This window comes from Streptomyces sp. NK08204 (assembly GCF_020400585.1).
In the GTDB taxonomy this organism is placed as follows: Bacteria; Actinomycetota; Actinomycetes; order Streptomycetales; family Streptomycetaceae; genus Streptomyces.
On record NZ_JAINVF010000011.1, the window covers coordinates 203,877 to 227,076 of the forward strand.

The 23,200-nt window shown below is 73.4% G+C and carries 13 protein-coding genes and 2 pseudogenes; 11 read left to right on the forward strand and 4 right to left on the reverse strand.

Features of this window, described 5'->3' with window-relative positions; genetic code table 11:
- The first annotated feature begins 32 nt into the window (after positions 1-32).
- The 4 genes and pseudogenes from acs to K7G59_RS35365 form a co-directional block, all read left to right on the forward strand.
- A complete protein-coding gene (gene acs, locus K7G59_RS19355; RefSeq protein WP_225835894.1) occupies positions 33-2,006 on the forward strand; it encodes an acetate--CoA ligase in 1,974 nt (657 codons plus the stop codon).
- A 163-nt stretch (positions 2,007-2,169) separates the two neighbouring features.
- On the forward strand, positions 2,170-2,382 hold the full coding sequence (locus K7G59_RS19360) for a hypothetical protein (protein WP_225835897.1): 213 nt from the start codon (positions 2,170-2,172) through the stop codon (positions 2,380-2,382).
- A 96-nt stretch (positions 2,383-2,478) separates the two neighbouring features.
- Positions 2,479-3,063, forward strand: coding sequence for an adenylate kinase (locus K7G59_RS19365; RefSeq protein WP_225835899.1), 585 nt, complete (start codon positions 2,479-2,481; stop codon positions 3,061-3,063).
- Between the two features lie 337 nt (positions 3,064-3,400).
- A pseudogene (locus K7G59_RS35365) lies at positions 3,401-3,592 on the forward strand (FIST N-terminal domain-containing protein); the annotation flags it as partial.
- A gap of 149 nt (positions 3,593-3,741) precedes the next feature.
- Here the strand turns inward: K7G59_RS35365 and K7G59_RS19375 are convergent.
- Entirely contained in the window at positions 3,742-4,200 is a 459-nt protein-coding gene (locus K7G59_RS19375; protein WP_225835901.1) for a contact-dependent growth inhibition system immunity protein, read from the reverse strand.
- Positions 4,201-5,152: 952 nt separating this feature from the next.
- On the opposite strand from K7G59_RS19375, the gene K7G59_RS19380 reads away from it, so the two are divergent.
- Complete coding sequence (locus K7G59_RS19380; protein ID WP_225835903.1) at positions 5,153-6,109, forward strand: helix-turn-helix domain-containing protein; 957 nt, start codon at positions 5,153-5,155, stop codon at positions 6,107-6,109.
- Positions 6,110-6,201: 92 nt separating this feature from the next.
- Here the strand turns inward: K7G59_RS19380 and K7G59_RS19385 are convergent, their stop codons facing one another.
- On the reverse strand, positions 6,202-15,063 hold the full coding sequence (locus tag K7G59_RS19385; protein WP_225835905.1) for a non-ribosomal peptide synthetase: 8,862 nt from the start codon (positions 15,061-15,063) through the stop codon (positions 6,202-6,204).
- Positions 15,064-15,458: 395 nt separating this feature from the next.
- Here K7G59_RS19385 and K7G59_RS19390 point away from each other — a divergent pair, with 395 nt between their 5' ends.
- From K7G59_RS19390 to sbnB, 6 genes are all read left to right on the forward strand, one after another.
- Positions 15,459-15,929 (forward strand): cobalamin B12-binding domain-containing protein, encoded by a 471-nt coding sequence (locus K7G59_RS19390; protein WP_225835908.1) that lies wholly within the window; start codon positions 15,459-15,461, stop codon positions 15,927-15,929.
- On the forward strand, positions 15,916-17,199 hold the full coding sequence (locus K7G59_RS19395) for a methylaspartate mutase (RefSeq protein WP_225835910.1): 1,284 nt from the start codon (positions 15,916-15,918) through the stop codon (positions 17,197-17,199). The genes K7G59_RS19390 and K7G59_RS19395 overlap by 14 nt, the downstream gene beginning before the upstream one ends.
- Before the next feature lie 85 nt (positions 17,200-17,284).
- On the forward strand, positions 17,285-18,298 hold the full coding sequence (locus K7G59_RS19400; RefSeq protein ID WP_225835912.1) for an asparagine synthetase A: 1,014 nt from the start codon (positions 17,285-17,287) through the stop codon (positions 18,296-18,298).
- Positions 18,295-19,521 (forward strand): glutamate synthase-related protein, encoded by a 1,227-nt coding sequence (locus tag K7G59_RS19405; protein ID WP_225835918.1) that lies wholly within the window; start codon positions 18,295-18,297, stop codon positions 19,519-19,521. Before K7G59_RS19400 ends, K7G59_RS19405 begins: the two co-directional genes overlap by 4 nt.
- Positions 19,518-20,465: a 2,3-diaminopropionate biosynthesis protein SbnA gene (gene sbnA / locus K7G59_RS19410; RefSeq protein ID WP_225835920.1), complete on the forward strand. Its 948-nt coding sequence runs from the start codon at positions 19,518-19,520 to the stop codon at positions 20,463-20,465. Before K7G59_RS19405 ends, sbnA begins: the two co-directional genes overlap by 4 nt.
- 63 nt (positions 20,466-20,528) lie before the next feature.
- On the forward strand, positions 20,529-21,536 hold the full coding sequence (sbnB, locus tag K7G59_RS19415; protein WP_225835923.1) for a 2,3-diaminopropionate biosynthesis protein SbnB: 1,008 nt from the start codon (positions 20,529-20,531) through the stop codon (positions 21,534-21,536).
- 378 nt (positions 21,537-21,914) lie between these two features.
- On the opposite strand, the pseudogene K7G59_RS35370 reads toward sbnB, so the two are convergent.
- Together K7G59_RS35370 and K7G59_RS19420 are read right to left on the reverse strand one after the other, a co-directional pair.
- A pseudogene (locus K7G59_RS35370) lies at positions 21,915-22,102 on the reverse strand (hypothetical protein); the annotation flags it as partial.
- A gap of 134 nt (positions 22,103-22,236) precedes the next feature.
- A partial coding sequence (locus K7G59_RS19420) for an alpha/beta fold hydrolase (RefSeq protein WP_263976490.1) occupies positions 22,237-23,200 on the reverse strand: 964 nt, incomplete at its 5' end.

The following is a 23,200-nucleotide window of genomic DNA, read 5'->3' on the forward strand; positions in this document are numbered from 1 at the left end:
GTCAGCACCCGCACCCCACTGGAGGATCCCGAATGTCGCGCTCCGCCCACCCCGACGTTCCCGAGAACCCGCGCACCACCCGGGGCGCCGCCGTGTCCGGACCGCCGGAGCGAGCCGCGGCCGACCGCCTGGCCTTCTGGGCGCGGCAGGCCGGACAGCTCCACTGGGACACAGGCTGGAATCAGGTGCTGGACTGGACGGACGCGCCCTTCGCGCGCTGGTTCACCGGCGGAAAGCTGAACGTGGCCTACAACTGTGTCGACCGGCACGTCGAGGCCGGCCACGGCGACCAGGTCGCCTTCCACTGGGAGGGCGAGCCGGGCGACACCCGCACGATCACCTACGCGGAGCTGCGGCGCGAGGTCTGCCGGACGGCGAACGCCCTGCTCTCCCTCGGCCTGATGCCGGGCGACCGGGTCGCCATCCAGCTGCCGATGATCCCCGAGGCGGTCTTCGCCATGCTGGCCTGCGCACGTCTCGGCCTGCCGCACAGCGTCGTGTTCGGCGGATTCTCCCCGGCCGCCCTGCAGTCGAGGATCGACGACGCCCAGGCCAGGCTGCTGATCACCGCGGACGGCCAGTACCGGCGGGGGAGGGCCGAGCCCATGAAGGCGAACACCGACGAGGCGACCAAGGACACCCCGAGCATCGAGCAGGTCCTGGTGGTCCGACGCACCGGCGGCGAGGTGCCCTGGACCGAGGGCCGCGACCTGTGGTGGCACGACCTGGTCGACGCCCAGTCCGACGAGCACACACCCGAGTCCTTCGACGCCGAGCACCCCCTGTTCATCCTCTACACGTCCGGGACGACGGGCAGCCCGAAGGGCATCCTGCACACCTCCGGCGGCTACCTCACCCAAGCCGCCTACACCCACCGGACCGTCTTCGACCTCGACCCCGAGACGGACGTCTACTGGTGCACCGCCGACATCGGCTGGATCACCGGTCACTCCTACATCGTGTACGGGCCGCTCGCCAACCGGGCGACCTCGGTCATGTACGAGGGCACGCCCAACACCCCGCACGAGGGACGGCACTTCGAGATCATCGAGAAGTACGGCGTCACGGTCTACTACACCGCCCCGACGCTCATCCGCACCTTCATGAAGTGGGGCGAGCAGATCCCCGCCCGCTACGACATCACCTCGATACGGGTGCTCGGCAGCGTCGGCGAACCGATCAACCCCGAGGCGTGGCGCTGGTACCGCACCCACATCGGGGCCGGCAAGGCGCCGGTCGTGGACACCTGGTGGCAGACCGAGACCGGCGCCGTCATGATCTCGCCGCTGCCTGGGGGCACCTCCCAGCCCCCCGGGGCCGGTGGAGAGTCCGGGGCGAAGCCCGGCTCCGCCCAGGCGCCGCTGCCGGGCCTGTCCGCCAAGGTGGTCGACGACCAGGGCCGTCAGGTCGGCAAGGGCGAGAGCGGCTACCTGGTCCTCGACCAGCCCTGGCCGTCCATGCTGCGCGGGATCTGGGGCGACGCGGAGCGGTACCGGGAGACGTACTGGTCCCGTTTCGCCGACCAGGGCTACTACTTCGCCGGCGACGGTGCGCGCTACGACGAGGACGGCGACATCTGGCTGTTGGGCCGCGTCGACGACGTCATGAACGTCTCCGGGCACCGGATCTCCACCGCCGAGGTCGAGTCGGCGCTCGTCTCGCACCCCGCGGTGGCCGAAGCCGCGGTGGTGGGCGCGTCGGACGCGACGACCGGGCAGGCCATCGTCGCCTTCGTCATCCTGCGCTCGGGCGCCGACACGGACGTCACGGCGGCGCTGCGCGAGCAGGTCGCCCGGGAGATCGGCCCGATCGCCAAGCCCCGCCAGATCATGGTCGTCCCCGAACTGCCCAAGACCCGCTCCGGGAAGATCATGCGCAGGCTGCTCCGCGACATCGCCGAGCACCGGGAGGTCGGAGACGTCACCACGCTCGCCGACGCCTCCGTGATGGACTTGATCAACGCTGGTCTCAGCGGCGGGCAGCACGAGAGGACGAGCCCCGCATGAGCGGCGGCGGCCTGTCGCCCGGCCGGGTCGTACTCCTCACCGGAGCGGGCGGGCCGGTCGCGGCGAGGACTCAGCGGCTGCCGGCTCGCTCTGCCCGGGTGGCGCTGGATGGCCGTGCACGGCGGATCGGTCGTCAGCGTGGTCCGTCAACGTGGTCGCGGATGTGCTCCGGGAAGGATCCCGGAGCACAGCACTGGCCGGACCGACCGAGCTCACCGAGCGGCCGGCGGTCGAACTGGCACCCCGCGTCGACGTGCACACCGTCGTGCCCGGTCCGTCGACCGGCGCGGACCCGTACCGCACGGCGATCGCCGACGCGCTGTGCGGCCTGCTGACCGCCGCGCGCACCGGGTGCACGGCCCGGTGCCGGTCCTGACCGAGGCGCATCTCCGCCCGCCACGGGCCGCCTGATCCGAAGATCGCCGACACCGGCGGAAACCAAGAACGACGACTGGAAGGCACGCACGCGCTGATGCGACTCGTCCTCATCGGCCCTCCCGGAGCGGGCAAGGGCACCCAGGCAGCCATACTCAGCCAGAGACTCGGCATCCCGCACATCTCCACCGGTGACCTGTTCCGCGAACACGTCACCCGCCAGACACCCCTCGGGCAGGACGCCAAGCGGTATCTCGACACCGGCGAACTCGTACCCGACCACGTCACCGGCGGCATGGTCCGCCAGCGGCTGGCCGAGCCCGACGCCCGGTGCGGCTTTCTCCTCGACGGCTTCCCGCGCACCGTGCCACAGGCGCGGGAACTCGCCGCGATACTGGACTGCGCCGGAGCGGCGCTGGACGCCGTGGTCGAGTTCACCGCTCCCGAGGACATCGTGGTGGAGCGGCTGCTGAACCGCGGACGGCCGGACGACACCGAGGACGTCATCCGCCACCGGCAGCGGGTCTACGAACGCCAGACCGCGCCTCTGCTCGACCACTACGCGGACATCCTGCTGACCGTCCAGGCCGTCGGGCCGATCGACGAGATCGCCGGGCGGGCGCTCAGCGGTCTGTCGGAAGCGGCGCGCGGTCCGGCACCCCACCCACGCCGTGCGCCGTGATCATCCCGCTCCGGGGAACGACGGGGCTACGGCGGGGACCGGGCAGCGCGAGCATCCGGGCCGCACCGTACGACCTGATCACCCACCCTCCGGACCCGGAACACAGCAGCTCGCAGCAGGCAGGCGGCGAGCCCGTTCCCTCGGCGGGCGTTCGGCAACGTGTTCGGCGATTCCTCAACAAGGCAGACAGATGACGTCCTTCACCTCCGCCGTACCCGGCAGCGACGTCGGCGTCGGCGTCGTACGCGCCCATGTCACCGGACCGGCTCCGCAGGCGGTCGACTGGCTGCTGGCACAACTCGACCGTGATCTGTCGGGACGTCGAGCGGTCGCGGTGATGTACTTCGCCTCCAGCGTGTACGACCCCGCTGATGTGGCACCCGTCATCAGCTCGCACTTTCCCGAGGCCGTGGTCATCGGCTGCTCCACCGCCGGGGAGTTCACCGACCAGCACAACGGGACCGGCGGCATCGCGGCCGTGGTGCTTCCGGACGGGGTGATCACCCAAGCGGTCGGAGCACTGGGCGACTTGGACGGCGACGCGGGCGACGGCACCGCGGTCGCCGTTCAGTCATTGGAGGGCGCCCTCCAGGTTCACCGGTGTCGTCTTCGGAAACCCGGCGGCGCTGCGAACCCGGTGAGGGACCCAGGATCAGGACCGGAGCGTCTTCTGACCCGTCACAGCGGTACTGCAGGGTGTTCTTCGGTGGTGTCTCGTGGCGGTACGGGCCCCCCGACGAAGCGGGCAAGCTCCTGCGCGGCACCGCGTGGCAGGCCGGCGACCGCCGTCTCCGGCAACGCGGTGATGACCGTCCGCAGCCGCGCACCGAGCTCCGGCAGCAGAGCCCAGGCCCAGCCTGGGGCACGGACGGCGGCGAGCAGCAGGTCGCCCTCGTAGAAGTAGGCCTCGAGCAGCGGCTCCTCGATCAGCAGGCGCACGGCGAGGGGAAGGACGTAGGGCAGCGCCACCTGCTGTGAAACGAGGATGCGCAGGTCCGCGGAACCGAGTTCGCCCAAGGGCACACACCGCAGCTCGTGCACCGTGCGCACCAAATGGGTCGCGTCAGGGTCAGGAGGCATCCAGCGGGGTGGGTCCAGCTCGTCGAGCGTGCGGTCGAGGTGCAGCAGGCGGTCCATGGGCCTCATTGTCACCAGACCGCTGGGTACTGTCAGGCCGTACCAGGTGGAACACCTCGCGTGCCCCATGGCGTTCAGGGCAGCGGACGATTCCCCGTCGCGTCTTGCCCTCTGCCGTGCGCCGTTGTCCGTGTCGGCGGGACTGTCCCCCCATATTCTCCGGCACCCCCTGCCCTGCACCCCTGGACGATGGGGGACGGCGGCGCAGGGAGCATGCGGCATCGGAGGGACGACGGGGCACGGCGGTGCCGTCCGGCGGGGCGAAACCGCAGGCCGGCGGCGTGTGCGCGGTAAGGGCACGGCCGGGTGCCGCCTGGCCGAGGGGTGTACGGGGCGGATGGCCGGCCCGCGCGGGTATATGGGGGCATACACCGGCCCGGCATGGGGTACGGACGCGACCCGGCGACCCGTTGCCCAGGTGGCCGTCCGGTCGTAGGGACCCGCTGCGGCCTGGTCGGCCCCGCCGGATCGCGTAGGCCCGCGCAGCCTGGTCAGGCGCCCGGTCGGGCCCATGCCGATCAGCACGGGCCCCGTGGCCACCGGTGCGGTCAGAGCCCGGCCAACCGCTACGGACCCCGTCGAGCAGCGCGAATCCGGCACCGTCACGCGGCGATGTCGCCGGCTCGTCGGCGGCCGGCGCCATCGGCGGGTTGCGTGGTGGTGCCGGGTCCGGAGACCAGCGCATCAGGGCGCGGCCGCCCTTGGTGGTGGAGGCCTTGCCCGCCCCACGAGCGGGTGTGCCACAGGAACTTGGGGGATCGGCCCGCATCCGCAGGTGCGGCGGTCCCGCTCTACTGGTGTCCGGCCGGTGGATGTCCGCGGTGGCGTCCCGACGGAGCGCCGCCGGTCCGGTCTCGACCCGTGTCCCACAGCCAACAGGTGGCGTACGACAAGACATTCAGGAGTGCATGACATGCGGACCTCTCTTGGAATCGACTCCGTTACACGGAGTGTGTACATCGCGATGGTCGACCGGCCCGGCGCGGGGGTGGCCGAGCTGGCCGAGCAACTGAGGGAGACCGAGGAAGCGGTCCGGGACGGGCTGGAGCGGCTGTCCGCGCTGCTGCTCGTCGTTCCGGGGGACTCCGCCAGCGGCTGGCGGCCGGTCGATCCGGAGGTCGGGCTGGCGGCGATGCTCGCCCGGCAGCAGGACGAACTCGCCCGCCACCGGCTCCAGGTGGAGGGCAGCAGGCTGGAGGTGACACGGCTGCTGTCGGAGCGCGGGCGCGGCGGCCGGGAGGGCGTTCCGGACGTCGAGTGGCTGGCCGGCGCGGACGCCGTGTGGCAGCACGTCACCTCTCTCGCCAAGGAGTGCGCGCACGAATGGCTGACCGTCGGACCGGCCGAGCGGCTGGACCCGGCGGCCGTCGAGGCGAGCCGCCCGGTGGACGAGATCCTGCGGCGGCGTGGCACGCCCGCGCGCGCCATCGTGCTGGAGAGCGTCCGCAACGATCCCGAGGCGACGGAACGCCTGCGCCGGAACGAGGAGTGCGGCGGCGCCGTCCGCACCCTGCCGTCGCTGCCGGTGTGGATGATTCTCTCCGACCGCAGGCACGCCGTCGTGCCGGTCATCAGCGGCCGCAGCGTGGTCGGCGCGATGGCGTGCGGCGTCGAGTCGGTCACGGAAGCCTTCGCGACGCTGTTCACCCGGCTGTGGAAGGAAGCCCTGCCGCTCGCGGAGGCGCGCCCCCGTACCCGCGGCAACCTCTCCCTGCAGGAGCAGCACGTGCTCCAGCTGTGGGCGCAGGGGCTCACGGACGCGGCGGCGGCCCGCCGGATGGACGTCTCGCTGCGCACGGTGCGCCGGCTCTCGGAGAAGCTGACCGACCGCTTCGGTGCCCAGAGCCGGTTTCAGCTCGGCGCTCTCGCGCTCGCCAGCGGCGGCATCCGCGCCGAGGACGTGGCCTGAGCCGTCCCGCGCCCGGCGTGAACGGCGCACCGTGAAGGGGCCGGACCTCGGCGACGAGGTCCGGCCCCTTCACGGCGTGGCACCGGGCGAGGTCACCCGGCCGGCGCGAACTGCGCCGTGATCGCCGCCATCATCAGGTCGGCGATGACCTGGGCGAGCTGCGCCGGGGTGGGCGCGTCGAACACGGCCCGCACCGGCACGTCGACCCGCAGCGCCTTCCGCAGCCGGGAGGCCACCTGTGTGGCGAGCAGCGAGTGCCCGCCCAGCTGGAAGAAGTTGTCGTGCACGCCGACGCGCTCGATGCCGAGCAGTTCCTGCCACACGGTGGTGACGGCCCGCTCGACGGAGTTGCGCGGTGCGGTGTACTCCGTCCCCAGCTCCGGCCGCTGGTGGTCCGGCGCCGGCAGGGCCGCCCGGTCCACCTTGCCGTTGGCGGTCAGCGGCAGCCGCTCCAGGGTGACGAACGCCGCCGGGATCATGTAGTCGGGCAGGAACCGCTTCAGGTGGGCGTGTAGGTCCGCCGTGCTCGGCGCATCCGCGCCGGTGGGCACGAGGTACGCCACGAGCCGCTTGTCGCCGGGCGTGTCCTCGCGGACGACCACACTGACCTCGGCGATGCCGGGACGGGTCAGCAAAGTGGCCTCGATCTCGCCGAGTTCGATGCGGTTGCCGCGGATCTTCACCTGGTTGTCGATCCGCCGTAGGAACTCCAGCTGCCCGTCCGGCCGCCACCGCACCAGGTCACCGGTGCGGTAGACCCGGGTGCTCAGCCCTTCGGCCTCGTAGGCGGTGAACCTCTCCTCGGTCAGCTCCGGCCTGCCCCGGTAGCCGCGGGCCACCGGCACGCCGCCGACGAGGAGTTCGCCGGGCACCCCGACCGGCACCGGCCGGCCGTGCTGGTCCACCACGAAGGTCAGGACGTTGGGGATGGGCCGGCCGATCGGCGGGACCGCGTCGCCGGGTTCGACCACCGTGGAGGTGACGATGATCGTGGTCTCGGTGGGGCCGTAGTTGTTGACCACGCGGAACGGCAGCCGGGCCCGCGGCGGCATCCGCAGCCGGTCGCCGCCGGTCAGCACGTAGTCGAGGGTGCTGTCCGCCGGCCACGGCAGCGCCGCCAGAGCCTCCAGCATCGGGGTGGACAGGAACGTGGCATGGACGCCCTGCTCGCACAGCCAGTCCCGCAGCAGGTGCGGGGTGAGCCGGACGGTCTCGGTGGTGACGCAGCAGGTCGCGCCGCGGGTCAGGCCGAGCCACAGCTCCCACGCCGCCGCGTCGAAGCCGACCCCGGCCAGCAGCGCGATCCGCTGCCCGGGCTCCAGCCCGTACTCCCGCGCCGTCCAGTGCACCAGATTGACCACGCTGCGGTGCTCGACCTGGACGCCCTTGGGGCGGCCGGTGGAACCGCTGGTGTAGATCAGGTAGGCGAGGTGGTGCGGTGCGGCGACCGGCGGCGGGTCGGTGTCCGGCTCGCCGGCCAGCGTCGCGGTGTCCTCGTCGAGCAGCAGCAGGGGTACGTCCGAGGGCAGCCGGCCGGTGTGCGCGGAGCCGGTGAGGACGACCGGGGTGGCGGTGTCCCGCACCATGTACGCCAGCCGCTCCGCCGGATAGTCCGGGTCCATCGGTACGTACGGCACCCCCGCCTTCAGGACGCCCAGGACGGCTGTCACCAGGTCGGGGCCGCGCTCCAGGCACACTGCGACCGGCATGTCCGGCCGTACTCCGTAGCGGGTGCGCAGGTGGTGGGCGATCCGGTTGGCGCGCGCGTTCAGCTCGCCGTAGGTCAGCGTGCCCTGCGGCCCCTCGACGGCCACCGTGTCCGGCTGCCGTGCCGCCCACTCCTCGAACAGGCCGTGCAGCGTGGCGGTGTCCGGGAAGGCGGTCGCGGTGTCGTTCCACTCGACCACCGTCCGCCGCCGCTCCTCGGCAGTGAGCAGGCAGAGCCGGGACAGCCGTGCCCCGGGCTCGCGGGCCACCGTCTCCAGCAGTGTGCCCAGGTGGTCGGCGAGCCGGGCGACCGTGTCCCGTTCGAAGAGGTCCGTCCGGTACTCCAGGGCGCCGCGCAGACCGCCGTCCGGGTGCTCGGACATCATCAGGGTGAGGTCGAACTTGGCGTCCGGCAGCGTGACCGTGAACGGCTCCACGTCCAGCCCGGGCAGGCTCCAGCCGTGCTGGTCGGGGGTGTTCTGGAGCACGAACATGGTCTGGAACAGGGGATTGCGGGACGGATCACGGTCGGGGGCGAGTTCCTCCACGAGGCGTTCGAAGGGCAGGTCCTGGTGGTCGTAGGCGCCGAGCGCGGTGTCCTTGACCCGGTCCAGGAGCTCGGTGAAGGCGGGGTCGCCGGACAGGTCGGTGCGCAGGACGAGGGTGTTGACGAAGAAGCCGATCAGGTCCTCGGTCTCGGCGCGGTTGCGGCCGGCGACCGGGCTGCCGACGGTCACGTCGTCCTGGCGGCCGTACTTGGCCAGCAGCACCTGGAAGGCCGCCAGCAGCACCATGTACAGGCTCGCGGCGCCGCTCCTGGCCGCCTTCCGCAGCCCGGTGGCCACCGCCGCGCTGACCTCGAACGTCACGGTGTCACCGCCTCTGGGCCGCCCCGCGGGGCGGCGGCGGTCGGTGGGCAGTTCCAGCGGTTCCACCCCGGCGAGCCGCTCCCGCCAGTAGGCCAGCTGCCCCTCCAGCACGTCGCCGGTGAGCCGCTGTCGCTGCCACACGGAGAAGTCCGCGTACTGCACCGGCAGTTTCCTCTCCTCGGGCAGAGTGCCGGTCGTCGCCGCCCGGTAGCCCTCCCGCAGTTCGCGCGCCATGACCGGTTCCGACCAGCCGTCACAGGCGATGTGATGCACCGTCAGCAGAAGGTGCGCCTCGTCGTCGGCCAGCCGCACCAGGTGCACACGCAGCAGCGGCCCCGCCGCGAGGTCGAACGGGCGGGCGGCCTCCGCGCGGGCGAAGCGCTGTGCCTCCTCCTGCCGCTCCCCGGGGTCGGCGATGTGCCGCAGGTCGTGGACGGCCGCGCGGACCGGCGCCGGCGGATCGACGACCTGCGCCGGCTCGCCGTCCTCCCCGGCGAGGAAGCGTGTGCGCAGGATCTCGTGCCGCGCCACCAACCGGGTCACCGCCGCGTCGAGGGCGGCGGTGTCCAGCGCGCCACTGAGGCGCAGCGCGAAGGGCACGGCGTACTCGGCGCTTCCGGGTTCCAACTGGTCGAGGAACCACAGCCGCTGCTGGGCGAAGCTCAGCGGCAGCGGTCCGCCGGTCCGGTCGGCCGCCGCGATCCGCTCCGCGCCGGCCGTCCCGTCCGCCGCCAGCTCCGCCACGGCCGCGGCCAGCCCGGCGACGGTGGGTGCCGCGAACAGGTCCCGCACCGGCACCTCCACACCCAGTGCGTCCCGCAGCCGTGACGTCACCTGGGTGGCGAGCAGGGAGTGGCCGCCGAGCTCGAAGAAGTTGTCGTCCACGCCGGTGACCTCGGTGCCCAGCACCTGGGACCAGACCGCCGCGATCACGCGCTCCGTCTCGGTACGAGGGGCCGGCCCGCCGGCCGCCGACGCGCGGGGCTCCGGCACGGGCAGCGCCCGTCGGTCCACCTTGCCGTTCGGGGTGAGCGGCAGCCGCTCCAGCGTCACGAACGCGGACGGCACCATGAAGTCGGGCAGTTCGCGGCGGAGCCGCCCGCGCAGGGCCTCGCTCCGCACCGTACCGTCCGCCGACGGGACGACGTAGGCGACCAGCCGCTTGTCGCCGGGGGCGTCCTCGCGGACGACGACGGTGGCCGCGGCGACGTCGGGGCCGGCCAGCAGCACCGCCTCGATCTCACCGGGCTCGATGCGGTGCCCGCGCAGCTTCACCTGGTCGTCCAGCCGTCCCAGGAACTCCAGTTGCCCGTCGGCCAGCCAGCGCACCCGGTCCCCGGTGCGGTAGACCCGGCGCGGTGTGCCGTCGACGTCGGCGGTCACGAATCGCTGCGCCGTCTGGCCCGGTCGTCCCCGGTATCCGCGCGCCAGCCCGGCGCCGCCGACGAGCAGTTCGCCCGGCACCCCGGTCGGCACCGGTCGGCCGTGCCGGTCCACGACGTACACGAAGGTGCCGCGCACCGGGCGGCCGATCGGCGGCACAGCCGTCCCGGGGACGACCTCGGCCGAGGTCGTCACCACCGTCGACTCGGTCGGCCCGTAGTTGTTGACGACGCGGAAGGGCAGGCACAGCCCGGCCGGCAGGCGCAGCGCGTCACCCCCGGTCAGTACGTACTCCAGGGAGGTCGGCTCCGACCAGTCGAGGGCCGCCAGCGCCTCCAGCATCGGCGTGGAGACGAAGGTGCCCGTGACCCGCCGCTCGGTCAGCCAGCGCTGGAGCAGCGCCGGCGTCAGCCGCACCGTTTCGTCGGGTACGCACACGGTGGCACCGGTCGCCAGCGCGGGCCACAGCTCCCACGCCGCCGCGTCGAAGCCGACCCCGGCCAGCAGCGCGACACGCCGTCCCGGGGCCGCGCCGAAGGTGTCGGTCGTCCAGCGGACCAGGCCGGCCAGGCTGCGGTGCTCGATCTCGACGCCCTTGGGCCGGCCGGTGGAGCCGCTGGTGTAGATCACGTACGCCAGGTCGCCGGGGGCCGCCGCGGGTTCGGGGTCGTGCGCCGGCAGGTCCGCGAGGGACGGCCAGTCCCGGTCGGTGAGGAACCGGCCGGGCTCCTCGGGCAGCCGCGCGGCCCGGGCGCTGTCGGTGACGACGAGCGCGGCCCGCGCGTCCGTGACCATGTAGGCGAGGCGGTCGGCCGGGTGCTCGGGGTCCAGCGGAACGTAGGCGGCGCCGGATTTGAGGACCGCGAGCAGCGCGGTGATCTGTTCGGGGCCGCGTTCCAGGCACACGGCGACCGCGGCCCCGGGACCGGCTCCGCGGGAACGCAGGTGCCGGGCGAGCCGGTTGGCCCGCTCGTTCAGCTCCCGGTAGGTCAGTTCGCCTCGGGCCGAGAGGACCGCCGTCGTCTCCGGGCGCAGCGCGGCGCACTCCTCGACCAGCCGGTGCACCATCGCCCCGGCCTCGACACCGGTGTCGGCGGCGGGTGCCGTCCCGCTCCACTCGGTCAGCACCCGGCGCCGCTCGGCACCGGTCAGCACCTCCAGCTCGGACAGCCGGTGTTCCGGGCCGTCTACCGCCGCGCGCAGCAGCGTGGTGAAGTGCCGGGCCAGCCGCTCCGCCGTCTCCGGGGCGAACAGGTCGAGGGCGAACACCAGATCGCCGTGGAGCGAGCCGTCGGGCCGCTCGGTGAGGAACAGGGTCAGGTCGAACTTGGCCTCCTCGGCGCGGACCGCAAACGGCTCCACGGCAGCTCCGGGCAGCCGCCACGCGTGGCCGTCCGGGGTGTTCTGGAGCACGAACATCGTCTGGAACAGCGGGGTGCGGGACAGGTCGCGGTCGGGGGCGAGTTCCTCCACGAGGCGTTCGAAGGGCAGGTCCTGGTGGTCGTAGGCGCCGAGCGCGGTGTCCTTCACCCGGTCCAGGAGCTCCGTGAAGGCGGGGTCGCCGGACAGGTCGGTGCGCAGGACGAGGGTGTTCACGAAGAAGCCGATCAGGTCCTCGGTCTCGGCGCGGTTGCGGCCGGCGACCGGGCTGCCGACCGCGATGTCGTCCTGGCCGCTGTACTTCGCCATCAGCAGCTGGAACACGGCCAGCAGCGACATGAACAGGCTCGCCCCCTGAGCCGCCGCCAGCCGCCGGGCCGCGCCGGCCACGTCGGCGGGCACCGAGAAGGACACCGTGCCGCCCCGGCCCGACCGCTCGGCCGGCCGCCGGTGGTCGGCCGGGAGTTCCAACGGCTGCACTCCGGCGAGCCGCTCCTGCCAGTACCCCGACTGCTCGTCCAGCGCCGGGCCGTCCAGCACCTCGCGCTGCCAGCTCGCGAAGTCCGCGTACTGGAGGCCGAGGGGGGCCAGGGTGGCGGGCCGGCCGGCCACCGCCGCGCCGTACAACTCGCCCAGCTCCCGGGCCAGGATGCCCTCCGACCAGCCGTCGGAGACGATGTGGTGCACCGCGAGCAGCAACAGCCACTCCGTGTCGGCCACCCGCACCGCCACCGCGCGCAGCAGCGGTCCGGCAGCCAGGTCGAAGGGCCGTCCCGCCGCCTCGCGCAGGATCTCCCGCGCGGCGCCGGCGCCGAGGTGCCGGGCGTCGTGGACGTCCACCGCCACCTCCCGCGCGGCGTCGACGACCTGGAAGGGGCGTCCTGCGCCGTCCGCGACGAACCGGGTCCGCAGGATCTCGTGCCGGGCGGTCAGGGCTGTCAGCGCGGCACCGAACGCGTCCGGTGCGAAGTCCCCCTCGACGCGCAGCCCCACCGGGATCGTGTACTCGGCCCGGCCCGGTGCCAACTGATCGAGGAACCAGAGGCGTTGCTGCGCGAACGACAGCGGCAGGGCACCCGCCGACCGGTCCGCCCGCGGGATCGCGGCGGAGGTGCCCGGGCCCAGCGCGTCCACGGCCGCCGCCAGCAGCGCCGGCGTCGGTGCGTCGAACAGCGTCCGGTGCGGCACGTCCACCCCGAGGTGCCGGCGCAGCCGGGAGGCGACCCGGGCGGCCAGCAGGGAGTGGCCACCCAGTTCGAAGAAGTCGTCGTCCACGCCGACCGCGTCGACGCCCAGCAGCTCGGCCCAGATGCCGGCGACGGTCCGCTCGGTGGGCGTGCGCGGGGCGGTGAACGCTGCGGAGACGTCCGGGCGGTGGCCCTCGGGCGCGGGCAGGGCCCGCCGGTCCACCTTGCCGTTCGGGGTGAGCGGCAGCCGCTCCAGCACGACGTACCGGGCGGGCACCATGTGCGCGGGCAGCTCCCGCGCCAGCGCCGCGCGCAGCCCGGCCACGGCGACGGCCGCGCCGCCGGCCGGCACCAGGTACGCAACCAGCCGCTTGTCGCCCGGGGCGTCCTCGCGGACCACGACCGTGGCCGCCGCGACGTCCGACCGGGACAGCAGGGCATTCTCGATCTCGCCGAGTTCCACGCGGTGCCCGCGCAGCTTGACCTGGTCGTCCATCCGGCCCAGGTAGACCAGCCGCCCGTCCGGCAGCCACTTCACCAGGTCGCCGGTGCGGTACACGCGGGCCTCGGGATCGGCGGAGAACGGGTGCGGTACGAACCGCCGCGCCGTCAGGTCGGGCCGGCCCAGGTAGCCGAGGGCCACGTTGACACCGCCGACGAGCAGCTCGCCGGGGACTCCGACCGGCTGCACCTCGCCGTGCGCCCCGACCACGTACACCTCGGTGTTGTCGATCGCCCGGCCCATCGGCACGTGGTCCGCCGCCGGGTCCACCGAGACCGTCCGGCTGACGACGTTGCCGACAGTCGCTTCGGTCGGCCCGTACTCGTTGACGATCGCCGTGTCCCCGGTGCCGAGGGCCAGCACCCGGTGCGCCAGCGCGGGTGTCAGGTCCTCGCCGCCGGCGACCACCGTGGCGATGCCGTGCCGGGCGCCGTCCTGCTCCAGCCGGGCGGTCAGCAGCTCCAGGTGCGAGGGTGTCGCCTTCAGGAAGCTGATCGGGGCGCCGGTCGCGACGATGTCCACGGCCGCGTCGAACACCCCGCGGCCCGGCTCCGGCCTCGGCACCACCAGGCACAGCCCCTGCACCAGCGGCAGGAACAGCGCGGTCACCGTCAGGTCGAACGCCGCCGAGGAGCACAGCAGCGAACCGATCCGCGCGCCGGGCGCCGGAGGGTAGTTCCGGTCGCACCAGTGCAGGTAGTTGACGACACCGCGGTGCCCTACCCGCACACCCTTGGGGCGGCCCGTGGAACCCGAGGTGTAGATGACGTACGCCACGTCGTCCGGGCCGGCGGCGGCCGGGGCGGTGCCGGTTGCGGCCGGCCACTCCCGGTCGGCCAGCAGCAGCGCGGTGCCCGGCGTGAACAGGCCCGCGTGCGCGGACTGTGTCACCACCACCGGGGCAGCGCTGTCCTGGACCATGTACCGCAGCCGCTCGGCCGGGTAGGCCGGGTCCAACGGCACATAGGCGGCACCTGACTTGAGCACGCCGAGGAGCGCGCACACCAGGTCCGGGCCGTGGTCCAGGCACACCGCGACCAGCGCGCCGGGGCCGACGCCCCGCTCCGCCAGGTACTGGGCCAGCCCCTCGGCCCGCTCGTCCAGCTCCCGGTAGGTCAGCCGCTGCCCGCCGTACTCCAGGGCCACCGCGTCGGGCTGGAGCGCGGCCCGCTGCTCCACCAGCTGGTGCACGGTCGCGGTGTCCGGGAACGCCGACCGCGGCCCGTTCCACTCGGTCAGGATCCGGTGCCGCTCCTGCTCCGTCAGCATCTCCAGCGCGCTGAGCGGCTCCCCGGGCGCGTCGGCGGCGGAACGCGCGAGCATCGCGAGGTGCCCCGCCATCCGCTCCGCCGTGGCCCGTTCGAACAGATCGGTCCGGTAGCCGAGGGCACCGCTCAGCCCGCCGTCGGCCGCGACGACCTCCAGGGTGATGTGCGCGTCCGGCGGGAACACGGCTGCCTCCCGGCCGGCCGTGCGCCACGCGAACCACGCCGCTGCGGCCGACGCGCCGCCGGCCGCGTCCGCGAGCGCCGCGATCGGCACCGGACCGCGGCCGGCGGCGTCCGCCATGCCCCGCGCGACCTGCGCAAGCGCCTCGGTGAACGCCGGGTCGCCGACCGCACCTCGCACCACGGTCGCCGTGTCCGCGTCCCGCCCGCCGTCCGCCGGCAGCCCCACCGGGACGTCGTCCCGGCCGGCGTGCCGCGCCAGCAGCGTGTGGAACACCGTCAGCAGGACAGCGGGCAGTTCCACGCCCCGGTCGCGGGCCAGCGCGGCCAGCGCGCCGGCGGTCCGGGCGGGCACGTCGAAGGCGACCCGGTCCGCGGGGCCCGGGCCGTCCTCCGACGGCCTGCGGTCGGACGGCAGTTCCAGTGGCTCCAGGCCCGCCAGCGCGTGCCGCCACTCCTCCAGCTGGTGATCAGCCACCGTTCACTCCCCATCGTCAGGACAACGTCAGCGGTACAAGCGGTTCGAGCCGTTCGAGCGGTTCACGGGCGGCACGTCGTGCGACGCCCGGCCGAAGGCGGGGCGGGGCGCCTCCAGCCGGGCCGGGGACCACGCTGCCGACGAAACCGCGGCCGCCGGCACCGAAGTCCACGACGAGCACGCTAGGACGCGCGGGCGGGCGTACCCAGTGGGCACAAATGACGCCCCGTGGGGTGGCCACAACTGCCCAGTGCCGCCCACGATCCAACGCTGGACACCATGGACGGCGTCACGAGTGGACAGCCCGGACGCCCCGACGGGGGGCGTCTTCACGGGCACCCGGCCCGATCGCAGTGGTCGCGGCCCCATCACGGTGTCGAGAGGAAAAGCCGGTCGTGTACCCGCATCGCCAGCCCCCGTACAGCCCGCGCCACGCCGTCCTGACCACCATCGCCTCGGACTCACACACCTGGAACCTGCTCTTCCTGCAACTGCTGCTCGAGGAACAGGGCTGGGAGGTCACCAATCTCGGCGCGTGCGTCCCGGTCGGCGTCCTCGTCGAGGAGGCCACGGCCCGGGCTCCCGACCTCATCGTCGTCAGCACCGTCAACGGGCACGGCGCCGAGGAGGCCCCGGGCCTGGCCCGCGCGGTGCGCGCCGTGCCTGCGCTGGCCGAGGTGCCGCTCGTCGTCGGAGGCAAGCTGGACACTTCGGGCACCACTGCCCCGAGCGTCCACACCTCCCTCACCGACGCCGGCTTCGACGCCGTCCTGACCGGCGCGAACGCCGTCCCCGGACTGCTCGCCCTGCTCGATTCCCTGCCCGAGCACCGGCACGGAAGGTCCCACGCCGATGCCGTCCGCTGACCCCGCCCCCACCGGCGGCGCCTTCCACCGCTTCGTCACCGACGCCGCCCGGACCGGCCGCCTCGTCGTGCAGCCCCGCATGGGCTTCGCCGACCCCGCCCGGATGCGTACGGGCCTGATCGCCACCCGTGCCGCCGACGCCACCACCGTCGGCACCCTCACCCTGGACAGCTTCACCCGCGTCGGCGACTACGCCGCCGCCGCCCGCGCCGTCGCCCAGGGCCACCACCTCAACGGCTATCCGCTGGTCAGCATGCCCCTCGAAACCACCACCGGTCTCCTCGACGGCGTCCACGGACCCGGCTTCCCCGTCCAGGTACGGCACGGCTCCGCGCGGCCCGGCCGGATCGTCGAAGCCCTCATCGCCGCCGGGCTCGACGCCACCGAGGGCGGCCCCGTCTCCTACTGCCTGCCCTACGGCCGCACCCCGCTGGCCACCTCGGTCCGCGCCTGGGCCGAGGCGTGCCGCAGGCTCGCCGCCCTGCGCGAGACCGGCATCGAACCGCACCTGGAGACCTTCGGCGGCTGCATGCTGGGCCAGCTCTGCCCGCCCTCCCTGCTCGTCGCCCTCTCCGTCCTGGAAGGCATGTTCTTCGCCCGGCACGGCCTGCGCAGCGTCTCCCTCAGTTACGCGCAGCAGACCAGCTCCGAACAGGACGAGGAGGCCGTCCACGCACTGCGCGCCCTCGCCACCGACCACCTTTCGGAGACCTCCTGGCACGTGGTGGTCTACGCGTACATGGGCGTCTACCCGGAGACCCGGTCCGGTGCGCTGCGGCTCGTCGCTGACGCCGCCCGGCTCGCCGTGCGCACCGGCGCCGCCCGGCTCATCGTCAAGACGCCGGCGGAGTCGGCGCGCATCCCCTCCGTCGAGGAGAACGTCACCGCGCTGGAGACCGCCGCCACCGCCGCCCGCACCGTGCGGCCGGCCGCACCGCCGCCGTCCACCGGCGTCGAGGCGGAGGCCCGCTCCCTCGTCGAGGCCGTCCTGCACCTGCACGACGACCTCGGCCAGGCCCTGATCCGCGCCTTCGCCCACGGCTACCTCGACGTCCCCTTCTGCCTGCACCCCGACAACGCGGGGCGCACCCGCAGCTTCATCTCCGACCGCGGCCGGCTGGAGTGGTCCCGCACCGGATCGCTGCCGCTCGGCCGGCGCACCGCCGCTCAGCCGTCGCGGCGACTGACCTCCTCCGGACTGCTGCACGCGCTCACCCACGTCAAGAACCGCTACGACGACCCCGCCGCCCGCCTCGGCAGGGCGAGCTGACCCGAGCGGCCCCCGCCCCGGCGCCCCTGCGCACCGGTGGCCGGTGGCCGGCCACCCCGACCGACAACGACAGGACACGACAGACATGACACTCCAGATGGATCTCCCGCCGGTACCCGAGGCCCCCGCACTGCCCTCGCCGCTGGAACACCTGCGCGACCCGCGCACCCGCGCCGCCCTGCGCATCCAGCAGGCACTCGTGGCCGGTGCCCGCGCCGTCCTGCGCTCCGACGGCGCGGTGGAGATGGCCCATCCGGTCATCGGCCCCGTCACCGACCCGGGTTCGCGCGGCGCCAAGCAGGTCGACGTCGACTACTACGGCCACCGCTACAAGCTGATGACCAGCGCCATCCTCTACAAGCAGGCCTCGCTGCTGGCGTTCGACCGCATCTTCCTCGTCGCGCCCAACGTCCGCCTCGAACCCGTCGAGACCAGCACCACCCACCGCCACCTCGCCGAGTTCCGGCAGATCGACGTCGAGTACGCGGGCGCCACCCGCGACGACGCCATGGACGTCGCCGAGCAGCTGGTCCGCCACGCCGTGACCACCGCCGTCGACGAGTGCGGCGATGACCTCGCCGTCCTCGGCCGCGACCCCGACGCCCTGCGCCGCTACGTGGCCCGGCCGTTCGCCCGTGTCCCGCACGGCGAGGTCGTCGACGGCCTGCGCCGCGACGGCTACCCGCAGGCCGCCGGCACCGAGATCGAGTGGGAGGCCGAGGAGCGCATCTCCCGCCAGGCCGACGCCCCGTTCTTCATCGTCGGCTACCCCAAGGGCTCCCGCGGCTTCTACGACAAGGAGAGCCCCACCGAGCCCGGCACCCTGCTCAACTTCGACCTCATCGCCCCCGAGGGCTGCGGCGAACTGTGCAGCGGCAGCGAACGCGAGTACGACTACGCGGCCCTGGTCACCCGGATGCGGGAGACCGGCGAGAACCCCTCCAAGTACGCCTGGTACCTCGACGTCGCCCGGCACGGCATCCCCAGCAGCGCGGGCTTCGGCATCGGCCTGGAGCGCCTGACCCGCTGGGTCACCGGCCTGGACTCCGCCTGGCGGACCACCGCCTTCCCGAAGATCGCGGGGGTCGTGTCGCCGTGATCCAGCTGACCGCACCCGGCGTGCCCGAGGACACCGTCCGCGCCCGGGCCCGCGACGGCGCCGCCGCCGTCTTCCCACCCCTGGACAGCTACGGCACCGCCGTCTTCGGTGCCGCCCCCGAACCCGCCGGCGACGAGATCGACGCGCTGCGCCTGGCCCCGCCCGTCTTCATGCCGGGCCGCCTCGCCAAGCTCATCGACCTGGGCCGCGAACCCCTTTACTCCGACGTCCGCCTCGACACCGCCCTCGGCGGCTTCGCCGCCCCGCTCCCGGTCTACCTGTCGGCGCTCGGTTCCACCCGTGTCGCCGGCACCAGCCTCGCCCTCAGCCGCCAGGCCGGACGGCTCGGCATCCCCATGGTGATCGGCGAGAACGTCGCCCCCATGAACGGCTTCCGTGCGGGCGGCGACGGCCACCGCAAGGGCCTGCTGGAACGCATCCAGGCCTACTGCGAGGAACTCCCCGACGGCGTCGGCGGCATCTGTGTCCAGCAGAGCACCGAGGACGCCGACTCCGAGGTGTGGAACCACGTCTACAGCGACCCCGCCGTCACCGAGCTCCTCACCTCCGGCCGCCTCGGCTTCGAACTCAAGGTCGGCCAGGGCGCCAAGCCCGGCCTCGGCGGCCTCACCATGATCAGCGAGGCGGTCGCGGCCGACCTCGCCGGACAGTACGCCGTCGAACGGCTCGGCCCCGGCACCTCCTCGATCCTGCGCTGCGCGAGCCCCGGCACCTTCACCGACGAGATCTTCCGCCGGCAGATCCAGCTCATGCGCAACAACTACCCGCGCGCCCGCTGCTGGGTGAAGCTCTTCCCCGGCCGCGACGTCGGCCACGCCGCCGCCGTCGCCTGGGACGCCGGCGCCGACGCCGTCGCCGTCGACGGCGCCGAGGGCGGCACCGGCTGGGCCCCGACCGGCTTCCTCGGCCACGTCGGACTGCCCCTCGCCGAATGCCTGCGCCGTGTCGACCCCGCCGGCCGGACCCTCCTCGCCAGCGGACGCGTCTGGGACGGCATCCGTGCCGTGAAGCTGCTCGCCCTCGGCGCCCGCGGCGTCGGTCTCGGCCGCGCCGCCCTGATCGCCGCCGACGAGGACCCCGAGCACGGACTCGAACGTCTGCTGGAGGCCATGGCACTGGAACTGCGCATGGCCGTCAGCGCGCTGGGCCGCTACGCGGCGCAGGAGACCGGCCCCGAAGACCTGTGGGAGCCCCGGTCATGATCTACGAGCACACCTACGAGCTGGTCACCGACGACGTCTTCGTCCTGCTGCCCCGGCTGGTGCCCGGCTCGGACGTCTTCCTGAAGATCGAGGGCCTCAACCCGGCCGGCTCCGTCAAGCTCAAGACCGCGCTGAGCCTCATCGAGGACGCGGAGCACCGCGGTGTCCTCACGCCGGGCGCCCGCGTCATCGAGTCCTCCTCCGGAAACCTCGGTATCGCCCTCAGCTCCATCTGCGCCACCAAGGGCTACCGCTTCACCTGCGTCGTCGACCCGAACACCAACGCCACCAGCATCGGTCACATGCGTGCCCTGGGGGCCGAGGTGGTCGTCGTCGACACCGTCGACGCCAACGGCGGCTTCCTCCAGTCCCGCATCGCCCACATCCGGCGCCACATCGCGGCGGACCCGTCCGTGGTCTGGCTCAACCAGTACGCCAACCCGGCCAACCCGCGGGCCCACTACGAACAGACGGCGCGCACCCTGCTCAAGGAGGTCCAGCACCTCGACTACCTGTTCATCGGCGTCGGCTCCACCGGCACGTTCGTCGGCTGCGCGCAGTTCCTGCGCGAATTCTCGCCGCACACGCGGATCGTCGCCGTCGACGCCCTCGGCTCCGTCATCCTCGGCGCCGCACCCGGCCCGCGGCGCATCCCCGGACTGGGCGCCAGCCGTACCCCCGAGCTGTTCGAACCCGGCCTCGCCGACGACGTGGTACTGGTCGCCGAGGAGGACGCCATACGCGAGTGCCGGCTGCTGGCCCGCACCCACGGTCTGCTCACCGGCGGCTCCACCGGCTCGATCCTGGCCGCCGTCCGCCGCCGGGCCGACACCATCCCGGCCGGCTCCCGCATCGCCGCGATCTCTCCCGACCTCGGCGAGCGCTACCTCGGCACGGTCTACAACGACGACTGGGTCGAGCGGAACTTCGGCGTCCTCACCTGATCCCGCCCACTCCCCCGCCCTGCCCGTCAACCAGCTCCGTCCAGCCGCGAAAGGCAACCACCGATGTCGACCTTCCACGTGATCGACGGCTCCGTCGCCCAGGATGTCATCAGCTCCGCGCCGTCGGACGTCCTGGAGATCGTGCGGGACACCTACCTCCAGCACGGCCGTGGGGACACAGTGAACCCCAACAGCCACTTCCTGCGCTTCCCGCACGATCCCGGCGCCCGGATCATCGCCCTCCCCGCCCACCTCGGCGGCGACACACCGGTCTCCGGCCTCAAGTGGATCGCCAGCTACCCGCAGAACGTGCGCCAGAACCTGCCGCGGGCCTCCGCCGTCCTGGTGCTGAACGACGCCGAGACCGGCTACCCGTTCGCCTGTCTGGAGGCGTCCGGCATCAGCGCCGCTCGCACCGCGGCGTCCGCCGCGCTCGCCGTGGAGACCCTCGCCGACGGCGACAGCCCGAAAACGGTGCTCTTCGTCGGCGCCGGCGTCATCGGCCGGACCGTCTCCGACTTCCTCGCGGCCCGCGGCACCAACGTCCGCGCATGCCTGGTCCACGACCACGTCGACGCGTACGCGGAGACCTTCGCCGCCTACGCCGCCGACACCCACGGCTGGCAGACCCGCACGGTGGGGCAGATCGACGCGGCCCTGGCCACCGCCGACCTGGTCGTCCTCGCCACCACCGCGCCGGCGCCCTGGCTGGCGGACGGACAGACCCTCCTGCCGGGCCAGCTCATCCTGAACCTGTCCCTGCGCGACATCCACCCCACCGTCATGATCAAGTGTCACAACGTCCTGGACGACATCGACCACTGCCTCACCGCGCAGACCTCGCCCCACCTGACGGAGACGGAGTACGGCACGCGCGACTTCATCGACGGCACGCTGGCCGACGTCCTGCGCGGCGACGTGACCCTCGATCAGGACCGTCCCACCGTCTTCTCCCCGTTCGGCCTCGGCGTCCTCGACCTGGCCGTCGGCTACCACATCTACCGGACCGCCCTGCGCACCGGCCGCGCCACCGAGATACGGGGGTTCTTCCCCGAGCTGAAACGCTGGTGAGCCAGGCGGCACCGGCCGCGTCCCCCGACGCCCCGGTCTCGTGTTCCCACCGAGCACCTCGATGGGAACACGAGGCCGGGGCGTCACCGTGTGCGCCGGGACGGGGTGGGAGGGGCCGGCCCCGCTGGTGGGAGGGCTTCGAGACGTCACCGTGGGCGGGGCCCGGGGCAGCGGGAGCCCGGGGCTGTGAACCCCGTGCCGCCAAAGGCCGACCGCACGGGCCGCGGCCCCTGACGCGGCCACCGGGCTGAGCGTACGCACACGACAAGGCCGAGCGTACGGACCGGACGAGGGCGAGCGTACGGACCGGACGAGGGCGAGCCACGGACAGGGCGAGGGGCCCGCCACGTGCAGGGCGAAGTGGGTGACGTGGCTGATGCGGGTGCGGGCCGGTGGTGTGTCCGCGAACTGCCCGTCGGCGAACAGCGGCCCAGCTCGTCCCGGATCCGGATCGCCAGGCTCCCCCTCGGGAACGCGGCCCGCGCCACCCGCACCGTCTCCGCCGGGATCTCCCCGGCCCCTTCGGCTGCACCGGCACCGGCTCCGGCACCGACCCCGTACGACAACGTCGGCCCCCAAGACCAAACCAGGTCTTGAGGGCCGACGTCATGCTCGGGCCCGAATCGATCAACAGCATCCGGCCGCCGGTCCGGGCCTCTCGTCGGCTCCGTGGGCTCCGGTGTCCCGCCGACGGTCCCCGTCAGGCCGGCAGCAGGTCCCGTCCCCGGTCGGCGACGCCGGCCGGCACGGCCTCACGCAACGCGGAGGCCACGATGTCGAGTTGCTCGTCGCCCCTGACCATCTCCATGTGGCGACCCGGCATCGCCCGCTGGGCCAGACCCGCCGGGTACAGCCCGCGCCAGTGGGCGATGTACCGGGCCTCCGGCACCTCGTCGCCGCTGCCGTCGCGCACCGTGTCGCTGACGAACAGCGTCGCCCTGGCCACCGAGCGACCCGGCCGGTAGGCGGCGAGCGAGCGGACCTCGGCCTCCAGCACCGCATAGGGCAGCCACTCGTCGAGCGTGACCAGATCCTCGTCGAGGTTCATCTCCGGTGCCAGACGCTGCAACTCCCGCTGTGTGGCGGACCGTTCGGCACCGTGCTCGTCCTGACCGCGGTGCCACAGCGTGTTCACCCGGCGGTACACCTCGGCGTGCCGCTGGAAGCGGGCTCGCTGGTCCTCGCCGGTCACCGCCGGCTCCAGCAGGAACAGGCCGGCCACCTCATCAGGCGCCCGCACGCCCATCGCGTGCGCGATCACCGCGCCGGTCGACCATCCGAGGATGGTGCACGGGCCCGTGGGCTGCACCCGGCGGATCTCCCGCCAGTACCGGTCCGCGATGGACTCGATTCCGACGAGCGGCGTCTCGTCCGCGTTCAGTCCCGGTGCCTGGACGCCGTACACGGTGAACATGCCCGTCAGGCGCCGTGCGAGCACCCGGTAGGGGTGGGTGCTGCCGCCGCCCGGGTGCACACAGAACAGGACGGGCAGTTCCGGGTCCGCCACGGACGACAGGAGCACCACCAGCCCGGCCGACGCCGCCTGCGGGGCGTCCAGCGCAGCCGCCAGCTCGGCCACCGTCGGGTGCCGCACGATCTGCTGGAGGCCGACGCTCAACCCGATTTCCCGCAGCCGGGAGACCACCCGGACCGAGGTGATCGAC